We start from the raw sequence: 14,049 nt of genomic DNA, 5'->3' as shown, positions 1-14,049 counted from the left end.
TGGTTGGTAAAAGGAGAAATTTATGAGGTTTTCAATGCTTCTTGCCTTCCTGGCCTTCAAGTTCAGGAGGGTGGCCAAGATCAACAAAAATTTCAAGACATTCCTTATGGGGCATGAATGTGCCGTTGTCATCAAGACAAGGGACGGCAAACGGGGGAAGCGATTCATTTTTAAAAATGGCCTTTTTGCAACGGATGCCATTCTGGATTGCTATGATGTGGCGATGGTCTGGAGCGATGCAACGACTGCGTTCAAGGGGCTCAAGGACAGCGAAGAAGGCATAAAAAATGCCCTCCGGGATCATTTTGTCTATCTTGATGGCAAAATTCAAGATTTTAGCTGGTTTGGCGCTGTCCTCAAATTCTGCATGACATGAGCGCTTCCTTTCAGATACAGGTTCATGGCTGCATTTTTCATCGATAAAAAGTCAAGCTGGCAATAACGGAAAGGACCATCGCCGATGCCGGAGGGCAGGGAGGAAATATGAGCTACTGGTCGCACGAATATTTGCTGAAAACCTGGGGTGGTCCCATGGTGCAGGCAGAATTTTTAAAAGAGGCGCAGCGGGCTTTCTTTGTGCCGAGAATATTTTCCGGATTGAATCTCTTTCTGGACAAGGCGGGCCTTCTCCCCGATGCCGTCGATTTGGTGGCCAAGGAATGTAAAACCAAAAAGGCCTTTATCGTTACCGACGAATACGCGGTGCGCTTTGCCCCGAAGATTATGAGCCCTTATCAAAAAAGGCACGGCATCAAATTTGAAATCTGGGACAAGGCCGAGCCGGACGCCCCGATCGCTTCGGTCAGGGATTGCGCGGCAAAGATGGCACAGTTTGGAGCCGACCTCATCTTTGCGGTCGGCGGCGGTTCAGCGATGGATACGGCAAAGGGGGCGTGGCTTCTCTATGAGCACCCGGATGCCAACATTGAAACGCTCAGCCCTCTCATGCCGCTGAATCTGCGCAACAAGGCCAAACTGGTTGCCATACCCACCACAAGCGGCACCGGCTCGGAGGTCACAGGCGTTGCCGTCATCTCCTTTCCCGATGGCGTCAAGCTCGGGGTGAGCGGCGCACTCCCGGAATTCGTTCCCGATTTTGCCCTCCTCGATCCGACAATGACGGTCGGGATGCCACCGCATCTGACGGCCGGTACCGGCGGAGACGTTTTGGCCCATGCCGTTGACGGCTTCATGACCCCGCGCGCGGACGAATTGAATCAGGCCATTGCCCTGAAGGCGATCAGAATGGTATTCGAATGGCTGCCCAAGGCATACCGTGACGGAGGCGATCTCATGCCCCGGCTGAAGATGCAGCAGGCGGCCACGATGGCGGGGATTCCTCTCTCCAATGCGGGATCGGGGATTTCTCACGCCCTGGGTCACACGATTGGCGGCTTGTATCACATCCATCACGGGGCGATGGTATTGCTGTTTCTCCCCTACGAACTGCAAGTCTATTCCCGGGTAACGGATCGCCATCTTGAAATCTGCGATGTGTTGGGGATACGGGATAAAGGCTCGGACGAGAAAAGTCTCGGAAACCTGATTGAAAAAATCCGTAAACTAACGACCGACCTGAAACTTCCCATAAGTCTCAAGGATGCCGGCGTTTCCAGCGTTGATTTTGAAAAGAATCTTGATTTTGTCCTGGAGCAGACGCCGACGGATCCCGCCTTCTATTTCGGATGGTATGATCTAACCCGTGAGCAGTTAAGGGACCTGTTTTTGTGCGCCTATGAAGGCAACCTGCTGGATATGAATTCCGCAGTATGGAGGTGAGGCAATGAAGGGCTATTTTGGCAAATTCCTAAAGATAAATCTTACCGATAGAAAAATTGAAGATTTGCCGGTAAGCGATGATGATTTCAGGAAATATGTCGGCGGTTCAACATTGGCAGCCAAGTTGATCTATGACTATGTAAAGCCCGGGATGGACCCGTTGGCGCCGAAAAACCCCCTGGTTTTCGCAACGGGACCCTTTATCGGCTCCAGTGTCCCGATGGTCAGCAGGGCGGCCATTTGCGGCATAGCGCCTGGCGGTCTTTGGGGGGAGGCGACAACCGGCGGGATATTCCCCTTCCGGCTGAAGGGGAGCGGCCATGACGGGCTAATCATTACCGGCAAGTCCGAGAAGCCGGTATATCTATTGGTTACTCAGGAGAAGACGGAAATCAGGGAAGCCTCGCACCTGTGGGGCAAGGACAGCTACGAGACACAGGAGCTGATCGATAAAGAGGCAGGGGAAAAGGCTTCGACCGCCTGTATCGGCAGAGGCGGCGAGAAACTTATAAGGTTTGCCGGCATCATGAACGACGAAGGAAGAACTGCCGGACGGTGTGGTCTGGGGGCATTGATGGGTGCGAAGAATCTTAAGGCCGTGGTCGTTTCGGGAAATCAGAAGGCCGAACCCGCCGACAGCGAAGATCTTAAGCAGATCGTAGAGGAGGCGCATGGCTCTATAAAGAGCAACCCCAATACGAACGCGTACAAATTGTACGGCACAAATATGTATATTGATCTGGGCATGCGTCTGGGGGATGTCCCGACCAGGTATTTTACAAAGAGCATTTTCCCCGTCGGGAAGTTGCACGGTCCGGCATTCAGATCCCGGTATAACACGACGTCCTATGCCTGCCGCGGTTGTCCCGTCGGCTGCGGCAAGATGATCAAGGACTTCAGTGAAGACATCCCCAGGGTAGATGGCCCTGAATATGAAACAGTCGCGGCGTTTGGGCCCTTATGCATGAACTTCGACATTGATACCGTGGTGAGGGCAAACCATTTCTGCAATCGGCATGGGATAGACACCATATCGGCGGGAGTGTCCATCGCTTTTGCGATGCATTTGTACGAGCAGGGCATTCTCACGAAGGAACAAACCGGCGTGGAAATTAAGTGGGGCGACGGCGCGGTTATCCTCAAACTTTTGGAGATGATCATCGATCAGGAGGGGTTCGGTGTTGTCCTGTCAAAAGGCGTCAAGGAAATGGCCGTCCTTCTCGGGGTGGATCCTGAGGAAGCGGCCCATGTAAAAGGGCTTGAATTTCCGATGCACGACTCGCGCGCCTACCAGGGCGCCGCGCTTTCATACGCCGTCGGTCCCAGGGGCGCCTGCCACTTGAAAGGCGGCTTTTATATCCTGGATGCCCCGGGAAACGAGGTTGGCCTGGAGCTGGGAATCTCTTTTTCCGATAAAAACGATCCGGCCCAAAAGGGGGCGATGGCGGCAAAAAATCTCCATTTCAGCGAACTCTACAATAGCCTCACCCTGTGCCATTTTTCGCCGATGCCGGCTTCACTGATTGCCCGTGCTCTGACTGCCATTATAGGCATTCAGTATAACGCCATGGACTTGCTTGCCTTCGGAGAGCGCTCCCTTAACCTGAAGCGGGCCATAAACAATAAACTGGGGGTGACGAGGCAGGAGGACCGACTGCCGAAAATTGTCAGCCGAGCCTTGCCGGAGGGCGCGACAGCAGGGATAGAACCAGCCATGGACATTATGTTGAGGGAATTTTATGACGTAAGCCGGTGGGACTGGGAAACGGGTAAACCGACAAAAGAGAAACTAATGGAACTCGGACTGAATCAGGCGGCCCAGGATCTCTGGGATGATCATCAATAAACCCCCATGCCCGTGGGGCACAACGAAGCATGCAAATTTCCGGGAGTTGACTTATGAGGCGAAGGGATTTTTTAAAAGGCGCGGCTGCCGTATCGGCCTTGGCCGTCTTTGGCTCAGGCGAAAGCTCCGTCGCGTCCAAAGATATTCCCCAGGGCCGGCCGTCGGCAGCGTATCGTCATACCCGGGTTGTTCTCGCGGGCGCCACCCTGGGGATGAAGGCGGCGGTAGGCTACTGGCGAACGGACACGCGCCTGGAGTACCATCGGGATGCGGCCACGTTTCACGAAAAAACGGCGGAAGCCAATACCGCACGGACACTGCTCCAAAAGCAGCGTTTGGTTATTTCCGCGGCAGACAAAATACTCACCACCTTCGGCCCGGATAAGGGGCATGTCCATCAACCCCCAACCGGCCTGGTTATTGCTTCGGAATCGGTTGTTGCCCACGATATGGTTTCACTGGCATGGCTTATGGAAAACAGACGCAATATCCCCGCAGATAAAAAATAAGGAGATGTCCCCAGTCTGATGCGACCTTTCCCAAGACAACACCATAAAGGGCAGGTTAATGGTTCGAATGCTTATTGTCAGTCTGCTTTTTTGATTTTACTTTGCAGATAGGCGAATCCCGGCGTGATGGATTCATCGAGCCCCATCGGCAAAAGGGTTTTCACCGGCTGCCCGATGTTCAGTTCCCCGCCCGACTTAAAGAGGTTTTCGACGGCCGTCGGCAAAAGCGAAGCCGGAAGGCCGATGGCCAGCTCCTCCGGGGAGATGCCGGCAAACGCGCGGTCCCCCATGCCGGGAATGACGACCTGGGGGCGGCCGGTAAGAAAGGGGACCATTCCCCCCTTGAAACAGCTCTCCTCGAAACCCTCAAATGCCGACATCACCGGCAATGAATAATCATAGCAGAGCGCCTGGATGAGATGATTGATGTGCGTGCCGTCGCCGAACACAATGATTGAATCCGGCGCCGTGGGCGCCTTATGCAGCGGGAAAGAGAGAAATCCTATGTATTCCCTCATTTTTGCCAGCGTTTTTTCCCCCTCCGGGCCGGCAAACAGGTTCTGAAAAAAATTAAACCGGTTCCGCTCGGCCGCCCGGTTCTTGTGCCACCCCTGCTGCACCTGGCTTTCGACAAGATCCTCGTCGGACACATCCACCCATTTATGGAAGGCGGAAGCAGGCACGCAGAAATTGTCGCCCGCCGTCATCGCCACCTGCCAGCCGTGGCGGCGCGCATAGGTGAAGGCCTGGCACAGGCTCCATTTCTGACCGATTGCCGATGGCCGGAGCGCCTGTTGCGGGATGTCCTCCGTTTTTTTGAGGTAGGTGATCCCCACCGGCCAGGTCGGAAGATGGAGTTTATCGTACAACTCTTCGCCAAGTCTCCTGATTTCCGCTAAATCCATAATTGCCTCCGCGAATTAAGAAAATGGTTTTATGGCCCCGCAAAAGCAGGCGCCGCAGGAAATGCCCGGGTTGTCAAAATCCCGCGTAGCACTCTTACAAAAGCATCCGCTTGATGATCTCCCCGGTTCCGGCCGGCAGGCTAAGAGCGATGCCATCCTCCCCGATGGTGATTGGCCCCCGGTAGAATTTTTCGGAGTCGCCCAGAAACGCCTCTTTGAGATCGGCAACCGGCAGGGGCGGCAGGATGTGGGTCAAAAGCAGATGGCGAACCCCCGCGTTGTCGGCGATCCTGGCCGCATCCTCGGTAAATGTGTGATAGTCCATGATATCGTTCATGATCTTGGCCAGATTGAGTCGGCCATATTTTTTGTTCACGTCCCTCAGGATGATGAGAAGGGACCGTTTGACCTTCCGCTGAAACTCGGAATCATTCAGGAAGCGGTCGTCAACGGCTGTTTCCATAGGCCATTTAAACGACAGCGGATCAATGGGAATTTCTCCCCCCCTGACGCTGGCCAGATCAACCGTCATCCCGCCGTCGGCAAACTCGTAATAGGGAACCGTCATCTCCGACCCGAAAACGCCGGTTTTCTTCCCGTTTTCCCCAAGCCGATCATGGCTGGTGGTGATGATCAGGGCCTTTCCACCGGGAAGCTGGTATTTTTGACCGGCGTATTCCGGATGCAGCCCCACGGCGCGCAACCCCGCCGGCAGGAAAAGCCATGTCCCCAGCCCCAAAACTGCCAATACAATCAAAATCACGACCACTACTTTCTTCATAAGCGCTGCTCCTCCTTTTTGCCTTTTGAAATGCCGTGTAAGTAAGACCGACACCTTAAATAGCTGTATTTTCCGGCTGTTTGGTTTTTTGTATCCTATCGACGATGCCCTGTCAATATTTTATTTAACGCCTGTTAAAATATATGGCCGACGATGTTGCACTACCATAAAGCTCACCAGTTGTTTAAAATGGTTACCGCTGTTGACGCCGGATGGAAAGGAGCTTCGCGCTCTTCGAGGATTTGTTAAAAAACGAAACATGATGCCGCCACCTGGAACAACCTTGGGAATGCCTACCTCCTTTCCGGGAACCGGCCAGCTGCGCTGGATGCCGTCAAAAATCTGCGACGCCTTGATCCGGTGGGGACCGACAAGCTATTCGACATTATCGTGCCGCGCTAACGCAAACAAAGACGACAAGGAAATGACATCATGAGAGACATACAAAATTGGGGAATGACGGTCGACGTTGTCAATAAAGGAGGAGAGAAGAAGCGTGGGGATGTTCCTTGAAAAATAAGACCCCTTTTCTATGCTCGCCACTACCATGTGCGGCAGTTTTGCAGACAAGTTAAGGGAATTTTTGTTTGACAACCGGTTAATAAAGGTATATTTAATATCCCATGACGACGTTCGAGTATGATCCTAATAAGAGCAATACCAACAGGGACAAACACGGGATTGATTTCCATGAAGCCTGTGCTCTTTGGAACGACCCTGGAATGATTGAGGTTCCCGTCGCCACGCTGGATGAACCACGGTTTTTGACGATAGGGAAAATCGGAGGAACATTCTGGACTGCCGTCGCAACATTTAGGGAAGACCGTATTCGCATCATTTCCGTGCGCCGCTCCCGAAAAAACGAGGAGATGCTTTATGAAGACCATAACAGCAAAGGAGTTTGACGAAAAGTTTGACGCTGGTGAAGATGTCTTGGAATACTGCATCCTTGATAATATTCTCCGTCCCGGATTGGAACAACGTCGGGTCAACGTCGATTTTCCCGCCTGGATGATCGAACGTCTTGACCAGGCCGCTCGTGAGCTTGGCGTTACCCGGCAATCAGTTATAAAGTTCTGGATCGCGGAACGATTGAAGACATCGGCTTGAACAATCGCTTTCACAGTTCTTGACAGTCAAGACAAAAAAAGGGACCACTGTGACGTGGCCCCTTTTTTTATTTCTGGATTTCAGCGTATTCCCAACCCATCCAGTACAGGATGAAATTGTCATCTGACTCGTTGCATAGCCGCTATATCGACGTATCCCCAATCAGCAAGGAGATATCCATTCTCGCTTAACCGGCGACGTTTTTTAATCTCGCTTCTGATCAGGTCTAAGACAATAAGTTACAAAACCATCTGCTTGTAACGAAATGACCAAGAACCATCAGCGATGACACCGAGATGCTGATTAGAGGGAAGAAACCGAAAATGTAACGCCCGTCGAACTGTCCCCCGTGTTGTATGCGATAGCCGGTGATTTTGCCGTCCTGATGAGAGGGGGCTGTTTGTGCCGAGTGCAGATAGATATGACCACCAATGAGAGCGTTGGCATTTGTTTTGCCAACACGCCACCAATAACCACTTTCCCAAATTTCCTTTTGGGGTTGCATGTCCATTTTTTTCAAGTCAAAAGTACGCAAAAACCGGATGAACCCGGATTTTAAATATAAAAGTCTATTCACTGGTGTCCCAAGATTGAAGTAAGTATTCATGATTTCTCGCCTTTTCCAATGTCATCAATCCCGCAGTCCGGCTGTTTTCTGCAGAAGATAGAGGGCCTCGGCGATACTGGTTTTCTGATCTCCGTCCATGTCGCCGGGAAGGTCGGCAGTGACAGGCACGGGTAGATCGGCCATGATTCTTAGTATGATAATTGCGTTATCGAGAAAATTTTCAGAAATCGACAGTTGTGCGGGTGCGTAGAAAAAACGGGTGAATGAGCCATCAGCTATACTGATCCGTATAAACATCCCCGTTCCCGCTGTAAACCGGGATGTGTTTATGAGGGCAATCTTTTCCTGAAAGTTGTCTCCGGCGGTATATGAAATAACCGCTTCCGCCGCTGCGAGGTCGTTACCGTTGTACGGGTTGCGATCCCTGTCAAAGTACACCCTGATTTCACCGCCGCTGTCATGATCGCTAATCACCATTCGCAGCGTTATCTCGTCTCCCCGCCGGACCATGCGCTGCCCGGATTCGAGGATCTCGCCGTCATGAATTAATTGCACATCCGCTATATTGGGCCATAGGGAATGGTTCCCCCATACAGCAATGCGGCTTCCGGCGCCTCTGAACAGAGCATTTCTGTGCAGACCGTCCGCAGGTCTCGGGTTTGTTGCCTTGATACGGCTGAAGGCAAAACCGGCCCTGTCGCCGGCTTCTTCCTCCGTGCTGAACCATTTCGCACGTTCGGCCTGCTCCATCGTGGCCTCTCCATTGTAAACAGGATTCCCGGCGTCTATCGTTCCCTGATAGAGCAGATAGACGTTGCGGTGTCCGGAAAACGGGGCGCCGTTGTCGTAATATCCGCCGGCCAGCTCTTTCCATACACGGTTTATGGCGCCGGATATCGGGATGCCTTCCGGATACTCGCCGGTCTGCATGTAATTGTCGGCAAATATCACATTTTCGTAAATTGCCGCCGGAGTGTCGATGACAGCCGGGGAAAAAAATGGTTGGATGTCCGCGTTTGTCAGTGGGTGCGGGTCGAGGGTTGTGAGATGATCCACAACAATTCCCCGTTCGCCGAGGAGCCGGGCAAGCTCGGATCCCATTCCGCCGCCGCGGCTGTGTCCTATCAGATGAATTGGCAATTCGGCAAGCGGCCGTTTTCCGTTTTGCGAGGAGACAATCTTGTCGATGACCACTGCTGCTATATCCTGCACGGAAGGTCCACCCAGCAGATGGTTGGCGACAGCCGACCAGTCAAGAACGACAATGATTTCTCCGGTGCTGCCCGTCGCGGCATCAAAATCCCATGGGGCACAGGCGGCAATAAGGGAGCCCTCTTGTTTTGTCACAGTTATTTTTCCGTAACTTTTCTCGCCGGCGAGATGTTTTTCCGCAATGGCGTCGCGCATTGATTCGAGCCAGACAGGGGCGCCTGATGACGGGTTCCAACCGTGAGTGATGATTGTCACTCCGGCGGCGTAAACCGGAAGTCCGCCCCAGAAAATGGCAAGGCACGCAAACAACAGTTGCAGCGTCCGTACTCCGATGCAGTTATTTATGTTCACTTTTTTTACATTGGACATGCTTTCACCATTTCAGGGAACAACTCGAAATCTGCGTGCGATCGGCACATCATTTGATGGCGTTTATGATTTTTCTAAAGGCTCATTCGTGCCGCAGCGCCACGATGGGATCCAGGCGGGCAGCCTTGAGCGCCGGGAAATAGCCGAAGATCACCCCCACGAGCGCCGAGAAGAGGAAGGCGGTCAGGACGATCCCCCCGTTGAAGACGAAAGGCACGTTGAGCACAGCCGATAGCCACAGCGATCCGCCCAGGGCCAGGGCGATGCCGATGAGGCCGCCGAAGGAGGAGAGTACCACCGCCTCCACCAGGAACTGGGTAAGTACCTCCCGTTCCAGGGCGCCGATAGCGAGCCGGATGCCGATCTCGCGGGTCCGCTCGGTCACGGAAACCAGCATGATGTTCATGATGCCGATCCCGCCGACCAGGAGGCTCACCGCCGCGACCGCGCTCAAAAGCGCGGTAAGCATTTTGGTGGTTCCCGTCAGCATGTTCGTGATCTCCTTCATATCCATCACGGTGAAATTGTCGTCATCGCTCGGCCCCAGATGGCGCCGGTCGCGCATCAGCCGCTCGATGTCCTTCTTGGCCTTGTCGGTGGAGGCGCCCTCCCGGACCGAGATCTGGATCAGGGAGACGTCCTGATTGCCGGAAACGCGCCGCTGGAAGGTGCGGAGCGGGATCACCACCAGATCGTCCTGGTCCATCCCCATGCTGCTTTGCCCCTTCCCCTCCATGAGACCGATGACCTCGCAGGAGAACTTCTGGAGGCGGATCCTCTCGCCCAGGGCCTCCTGGCTGCCGAAGAGTTTCTTCTTCACCGTCTCCCCCAGGACGCAGACCGCCGCGCCGCCGCGCAGCTCGCCGTCGTTGAAGGACCGTCCCGCCCCGATAACCCGGCTGGTGACCCGCAAGTACCGGTTGTCGGTCCCGACCACGGAGGTGGACCAGTTCTGGTTTCCGGAGATGGCCTTAAGCGACTGGGTGGTGACCGGGGCCACGGCGGCGATATCGCTGATCTCGGCGTCGATGGCCTCCGCGTCGGCCTCCTTGAAAAGCGACGCGCTGGAAGCCTGGCCCGGCCCCATGCGCTTGCCTGCGCTGACGATGAGCATGTTGCTCCCCAGGCTCGCGATCTGCTGCCTGACCTGGAGGGTGGCGCCGCCGCCGATGGTCACCATGGTGATCACGGCCCCCACGCCGATAACGATGCCGAGGATGGTGAGGAAGGAGCGCAGGACGTTGCGCTTGATCTCGCGCAGGGCCAGAAGAATGGTATTGCCGATCATAAGGATTCCCTCCCGTTCGGCTGATCCGATGCGACCAGGCCGTCCATGAACCGGATGATCCGCGTCGCGTAAACGGCCATGTCCTGCTCGTGGGTGACCATGATGACGGTGATCCCCCGCTCGCGGTTCAGGGCGGTCAGAAGCTCCATGATCTCGCGGCTGCGGGCCGTGTCGAGGTTCCCCGTCGGCTCGTCGGCCAGCAGGACCGCTGGCTTCGTGACGATTGCGCGGGCGATGGCGACGCGCTGCTGCTGTCCCCCCGAGAGCTCGCCAGGCGAATGGGTCTCCCACCCCGTGAGCCCCACGGTCTCCAGCGCCTCGCGGGCGCGCGCCCGGCGCTCGGAGGCGGAGGCGCCGCGGTAGAGGAGCGGCAGCTCCACGTTCTCCAGGGCCGAGGTGCGGTTGAGGAGGTTGTACCCCTGAAACACGAACCCCTGGTAGTGGCGGCGCAGCAGGGCCCGCTGGTTGCGGCTCAGCGTGCCCACCTCGATTCCCTTGAAAAGGTAGCTCCCGGAGGTGGGCGTGTCGAGGCAGCCCAGGATGTTCATCGCAGTCGACTTGCCCGATCCGCTCGGCCCCATGATCGCCACGAACTCGCCCCCGGAGATGTCGAGATCGATCCCGCGCAGGGCCTGCATCGAGGCGTCTCCCCGGCCGTACACCTTCGTGACCCCGCGGAAGGCGACCAAATTCTCGGGCTGCGTCCCGGCGCCGTTTGCGTATTCTTCTGCGGTCGTCACTTCGTTGCCCCCGCCAGGATGTCGACGATCAGAGGCGTGCCGACTGCCAGGTTGCCGGAGGTGACCTCGGTCAGGCTGCCGTTGGCCCAGCCGGTCGTGATGGCAACGGCGATGGGCTTCTCATCCTTGAGGCCCCAGACCCGCTGCTTCCCCTTGCCGGCGCCGATCTCGTCGCTCTTCTGCGCCTGGCCGGCTGGCCGCGGGAAGAGCGAGAAGAACAGGCCGCGGGAGGTCTTCTGTTCCACCTGTACCACGGGCGGGGTGAAACGGAGCGCCGCGCCTGGGACCAGGATGGCGCCCTTGAGCTCCCGGACCGTGATGTCCGCAGTGGCTGTCATCCCGGGCCGCAGGGCGAGGTCGGGGTTGGCCACCTTGAGGATCGTTTCGTAGGTCACGACGCCCGAGGTCGTGGAGGAGCCGTAGCGGGCCTGGGTGATCTGCGCCGTGAAGGTGCGGTTCGGGTAGGCGGCCACGGTGAAGGTCGCCTTCTGCCCCTCCTTGATCTTGCCGATATCGGCCTCGTCGACGTTCACGTGCAGGTCCATCCTGGTCAGGTCTTCGGCCAGGCTGAAGAGCACCGGGGCGGTGAAGGCAGCGGCCACGGTCTGCCCGGGTTCGATGCTGCGGTTCAGGACGATGCCGTTTATCGGCGAGCGGATCACCGCCTTGGCGAGGTCCGTTTCGTTCGCATCGAGGACGGCCCGGGCCTGAGAGACCACCGCTGTGGCGCTGGCGGTGTCGGCCTGGGCGCGGGCGAAGGCCGCCTCCGCCGCATCGACCTCGGCCTGCGAGGAGAGCCTGCCTGCGCTGATCTCGCGGGCGTTTTTGAGCTGGGCCAGCTTTGCCCTGGTCTCCGTGACCGTGGCCTTGGTTTGCAGAACCTTGGCCTGGGCCGATTCAAGCGCCGCCTGGGACTGGGTGATCGTCGCCTCCAGCTTCGAGGTGTCGATGCGCGCCAGGATCTGCCCGACCTTGACGCGGCTGTTGTAGTCCGCCTCCACGCTCCTGACGATCCCGGACAGCTCGCTCCCCACATCCACGGAGTTGGTCGGCTTCAGGGTGCCGGTGGCGGTGACGATCACCGTAAGGTCACCCCGTTTGACATGCTCGGTCTTGTATTGTGTCGTCGCCGCCTTCGGATCGGGTTTCAGAAAATACCAGGCCGCCCCGGCCGCGATTACCAGGGCGAGGACGACGGCCGCCCAGCGCCCCAATCTCCGGACCGGCCGGCCTTCCTTGCCGATTTCCAGGGTTTCGGCGATCCCCTTTTCATTGTTTTGTTCGGTCATGATTTTGCTCCGTTTGTGGACGTTTCCCTTTCAGCCGGTGTGAGCACGGTCCACCCACCGCCCAGGGCCTTGTAGAGTCTGACCATGTTCGTGACGATGGCCCCGTCGCTCTGGGCGAGCTGATCCCGGAAGCCAAGGAGCGACCGCTCGGCCTCGAGCACCGCGGTAAAATCGATCAGCCCCGCGCGGTACTTGATCCCGGCGAGCTCGGCCGCCGCCTGGGCGGACCGGGTGGCCCAGGCGAGCGACTGCCGGCGCCGCTGTTCCTGGGCATAGGCCATGATCGCGTTTTCCGCCTCCTCCTGGGCCCCGAGCACGGCAGACTCGTAGGCGATGAGTGACTGCTCCTGCAGGGCGGACTGGATCTCGATGTTCTTCCGGATCGCGCCGGCGTCGAAGACCCGCCAGGTGAGGCCGGAAGAGCCGCTGGAGGTGGCGTTTGCCGCATTGAAAAGGCCGCCGAAGGCAAGGGCCTGAAGACCGATCGCGCCGCTCAGCTTGAGTTTGGGGTAGAGATCCGCCGTGGCGACGCCGATCCGCGCCGTCTGCGCCGCGAGCTGCCGCTCGGTCTTGCGCACGTCGGGCCGCTGCCTGAGGAGGTCCGCCGGCACCCCGATTGCGACCTCCGGGGGCAGGATCGGAACCGGTTCGGGCTTCGAAAGCTCCGCGTGCACCGCACCCGGCGCCTCGCCCAGGAGGACCGCCAGACGGTTTTGGGCCTCCGCGATCGCGGTCAACAGGGTCGGGATCTGGCTGCGGGCGCTCTCCAGGTTGTAGCGGGCCTGCTGTACCGCGAGTTCGTCGCCGAGGCCGGCTTGGGCGCGCCATTGCGCCAGGCTATGCGTCTCCTCCAGGCTCTTCAGGCTGGTCTCGGTCACGGCAAGACGGGCCTGGGCGGTGCGCAGATCGACGTAATTGATGCCGACCTCGGCCAAAAGCGAGACGAGCGTGTCGTGGAGGTCTTCCCCGGCGGCCTGCACGTCCGCATCGGCCGCCTCCACCGAACGCCGGACCCCGCCGAAAAGATCGATCTCCCAGGAGACGTCCAGGCCCGCGGAAAAGAGGTCGGTGGTCGCGGTCGGGCCTATGTCGCCGCTGCCACGGCTCCGGCTGGCGGAGCCCGAGGCGTCGAGTGCGGGATAGAGACCGGTCTTGCTCAGGCCACGGCGGGCGCGCGCCTCGCGAACGCGTGCAACGGCCTTTTTCAGGTCGAGGTTGCCCGCCGCCGCGCGGTCGATGAGCCGCGAGAGTTCCGGGTCGTTGAGGGTCGTCCACCAGGCCGCGAGTTCTTTGGGGTCAGCCGAGACCGTGATCCCCCCTTGCAGCGGGGTGTTCCAGGCAGTCGGCAAGGTCGTGCGGGGCGAGACGTAATTCGGACCCACCGTGGCGCATCCGGCCAGGAACAGGAGCGCGAGTGCCGAAACGATCAGGGATATCGCCCAAGGAAGGATGACGCGAGAGCTTTGGAAATCTTCCCTTTTTGTCATTCCCGCGAAAGCAGGAATCGAAAGAATCTTGCAAGGCCTGGATTCATGCTTTCGCAGGAATGACAGTTTGTCGAGTTTTAGACGAAAGATTTCTTTGCTTGATAACAACTTCAGTGGCAGGCGGTTCATGGACGGCTTCCTTTCCCGGGGGGTTTCGCCTTGGCCC

Annotated in this window: 14 protein-coding genes; 6 read left to right on the top strand and 8 right to left on the bottom strand. The window is 57.4% G+C overall.

The features are described from left to right. Nucleotides 1–22 precede the first annotated feature (22 nt). The 4 genes from M0P74_10635 to M0P74_10620 all read left to right on the top strand — a co-directional run bounded on the left by M0P74_10635 (nucleotide 23) and on the right by M0P74_10620 (nucleotide 4,134). Nucleotides 23–376 (top strand): hypothetical protein, encoded by a 354-nt coding sequence (locus M0P74_10635; protein MCK9364035.1) that lies wholly within the window; start codon nucleotides 23–25, stop codon nucleotides 374–376. Between the two features lie 107 nt (nucleotides 377–483). Beyond that, a complete protein-coding gene (locus M0P74_10630) occupies nucleotides 484–1,779 on the top strand; it encodes an iron-containing alcohol dehydrogenase (protein ID MCK9364034.1) in 1,296 nt (431 codons plus the stop codon). 4 nt (nucleotides 1,780–1,783) lie between these two features. Beyond that, complete coding sequence (locus tag M0P74_10625; protein MCK9364033.1) at nucleotides 1,784–3,625, top strand: aldehyde ferredoxin oxidoreductase family protein; 1,842 nt, start codon at nucleotides 1,784–1,786, stop codon at nucleotides 3,623–3,625. A 53-nt stretch (nucleotides 3,626–3,678) separates the two neighbouring features. Next, on the top strand, nucleotides 3,679–4,134 hold the full coding sequence (locus tag M0P74_10620; GenBank protein MCK9364032.1) for a DUF362 domain-containing protein: 456 nt from the start codon (nucleotides 3,679–3,681) through the stop codon (nucleotides 4,132–4,134). A gap of 77 nt (nucleotides 4,135–4,211) precedes the next feature. Here M0P74_10620 and M0P74_10615 read toward each other — a convergent pair whose 3' ends face one another. Next, nucleotides 4,212–5,039 (bottom strand): DUF169 domain-containing protein, encoded by an 828-nt coding sequence (locus tag M0P74_10615; GenBank protein ID MCK9364031.1) that lies wholly within the window; start codon nucleotides 5,037–5,039, stop codon nucleotides 4,212–4,214. Between the two features lie 94 nt (nucleotides 5,040–5,133). Then, on the bottom strand, nucleotides 5,134–5,820 hold the full coding sequence (locus tag M0P74_10610) for a hypothetical protein (protein MCK9364030.1): 687 nt from the start codon (nucleotides 5,818–5,820) through the stop codon (nucleotides 5,134–5,136). Between the two features lie 623 nt (nucleotides 5,821–6,443). On the opposite strand from M0P74_10610, the gene M0P74_10605 reads away from it, so the two are divergent. Both M0P74_10605 and M0P74_10600 read left to right on the top strand, forming a co-directional pair. Continuing rightward, the gene (locus tag M0P74_10605) at nucleotides 6,444–6,725 is read left to right on the top strand and encodes a BrnT family toxin (protein MCK9364029.1); all 282 of its coding nucleotides are present in this window, start codon (nucleotides 6,444–6,446) and stop codon (nucleotides 6,723–6,725) included. Continuing rightward, nucleotides 6,697–6,930, top strand: a complete 234-nt coding sequence (locus M0P74_10600; GenBank protein ID MCK9364028.1) for a BrnA antitoxin family protein — start codon at nucleotides 6,697–6,699, stop codon at nucleotides 6,928–6,930. The genes M0P74_10605 and M0P74_10600 overlap by 29 nt, the downstream gene beginning before the upstream one ends. Nucleotides 6,931–7,156: 226 nt before the next feature. Here M0P74_10600 and M0P74_10595 read toward each other — a convergent pair whose 3' ends face one another. The 6 genes from M0P74_10595 to M0P74_10570 form a co-directional block, all read right to left on the bottom strand. Further along, nucleotides 7,157–7,537: a hypothetical protein gene (locus tag M0P74_10595; protein MCK9364027.1), complete on the bottom strand. Its 381-nt coding sequence runs from the start codon at nucleotides 7,535–7,537 to the stop codon at nucleotides 7,157–7,159. Nucleotides 7,538–7,561: 24 nt separating this feature from the next. After that, nucleotides 7,562–9,079 carry a hypothetical protein gene (locus M0P74_10590; GenBank protein ID MCK9364026.1) on the bottom strand — a complete coding sequence of 506 codons (1,518 nt, stop codon included), beginning with the start codon at nucleotides 9,077–9,079 and terminating at the stop codon, nucleotides 7,562–7,564. An 82-nt stretch (nucleotides 9,080–9,161) separates the two neighbouring features. Further along, nucleotides 9,162–10,367 carry an ABC transporter permease gene (locus M0P74_10585; GenBank protein MCK9364025.1) on the bottom strand — a complete coding sequence of 402 codons (1,206 nt, stop codon included), beginning with the start codon at nucleotides 10,365–10,367 and terminating at the stop codon, nucleotides 9,162–9,164. Then, complete coding sequence (locus tag M0P74_10580; GenBank protein ID MCK9364024.1) at nucleotides 10,364–11,107, bottom strand: ABC transporter ATP-binding protein; 744 nt, start codon at nucleotides 11,105–11,107, stop codon at nucleotides 10,364–10,366. Before M0P74_10580 ends, M0P74_10585 begins: the two co-directional genes overlap by 4 nt. Next, nucleotides 11,104–12,396, bottom strand: coding sequence for an efflux RND transporter periplasmic adaptor subunit (locus tag M0P74_10575; GenBank protein MCK9364023.1), 1,293 nt, complete (start codon nucleotides 12,394–12,396; stop codon nucleotides 11,104–11,106). Before M0P74_10575 ends, M0P74_10580 begins: the two co-directional genes overlap by 4 nt. After that, nucleotides 12,393–14,012 (bottom strand): efflux transporter outer membrane subunit, encoded by a 1,620-nt coding sequence (locus tag M0P74_10570; protein MCK9364022.1) that lies wholly within the window; start codon nucleotides 14,010–14,012, stop codon nucleotides 12,393–12,395. The genes M0P74_10575 and M0P74_10570 overlap by 4 nt, the downstream gene beginning before the upstream one ends. Nucleotides 14,013–14,049 lie beyond the last annotated feature (37 nt).

Source organism: Syntrophales bacterium, assembly GCA_023229765.1.
GTDB lineage: Bacteria > Desulfobacterota > Syntrophia > Syntrophales > UBA5619 > DYTH01.
The sequence above is the reverse complement of the archived record's forward strand: the minus strand, read 5'-3'. Positions and strand labels throughout refer to the sequence as shown.

What these genes read in the sequence shown, in the direction of transcription:
- M0P74_10635 (MCK9364035.1), top strand. Translation starts at nt 23, where the DNA reads ATGAGGTTTTCAATGCTTCTTGCCTTCCTGGCCTTCAAGTTCAGGAGG.
- M0P74_10630 (MCK9364034.1), top strand. Translation starts at nt 484, where the DNA reads ATGAGCTACTGGTCGCACGAATATTTGCTGAAAACCTGGGGTGGTCCC.
- M0P74_10625 (MCK9364033.1), top strand. Translation starts at nt 1,784, where the DNA reads ATGAAGGGCTATTTTGGCAAATTCCTAAAGATAAATCTTACCGATAGA.
- M0P74_10620 (MCK9364032.1), top strand. Translation starts at nt 3,679, where the DNA reads ATGAGGCGAAGGGATTTTTTAAAAGGCGCGGCTGCCGTATCGGCCTTG.
- M0P74_10615 (MCK9364031.1), bottom strand. Translation starts at nt 5,039, where the DNA reads ATGGATTTAGCGGAAATCAGGAGACTTGGCGAAGAGTTGTACGATAAA.
- M0P74_10610 (MCK9364030.1), bottom strand. Translation starts at nt 5,820, where the DNA reads ATGAAGAAAGTAGTGGTCGTGATTTTGATTGTATTGGCAGTTTTGGGG.
- M0P74_10605 (MCK9364029.1), top strand. Translation starts at nt 6,444, where the DNA reads ATGACGACGTTCGAGTATGATCCTAATAAGAGCAATACCAACAGGGAC.
- M0P74_10600 (MCK9364028.1), top strand. Translation starts at nt 6,697, where the DNA reads ATGAAGACCATAACAGCAAAGGAGTTTGACGAAAAGTTTGACGCTGGT.
- M0P74_10595 (MCK9364027.1), bottom strand. Translation starts at nt 7,537, where the DNA reads ATGAATACTTACTTCAATCTTGGGACACCAGTGAATAGACTTTTATAT.
- M0P74_10590 (MCK9364026.1), bottom strand. Translation starts at nt 9,079, where the DNA reads ATGTCCAATGTAAAAAAAGTGAACATAAATAACTGCATCGGAGTACGG.
- M0P74_10585 (MCK9364025.1), bottom strand. Translation starts at nt 10,367, where the DNA reads ATGATCGGCAATACCATTCTTCTGGCCCTGCGCGAGATCAAGCGCAAC.
- M0P74_10575 (MCK9364023.1), bottom strand. Translation starts at nt 12,396, where the DNA reads ATGACCGAACAAAACAATGAAAAGGGGATCGCCGAAACCCTGGAAATC.
- M0P74_10570 (MCK9364022.1), bottom strand. Translation starts at nt 14,012, where the DNA reads ATGAACCGCCTGCCACTGAAGTTGTTATCAAGCAAAGAAATCTTTCGT.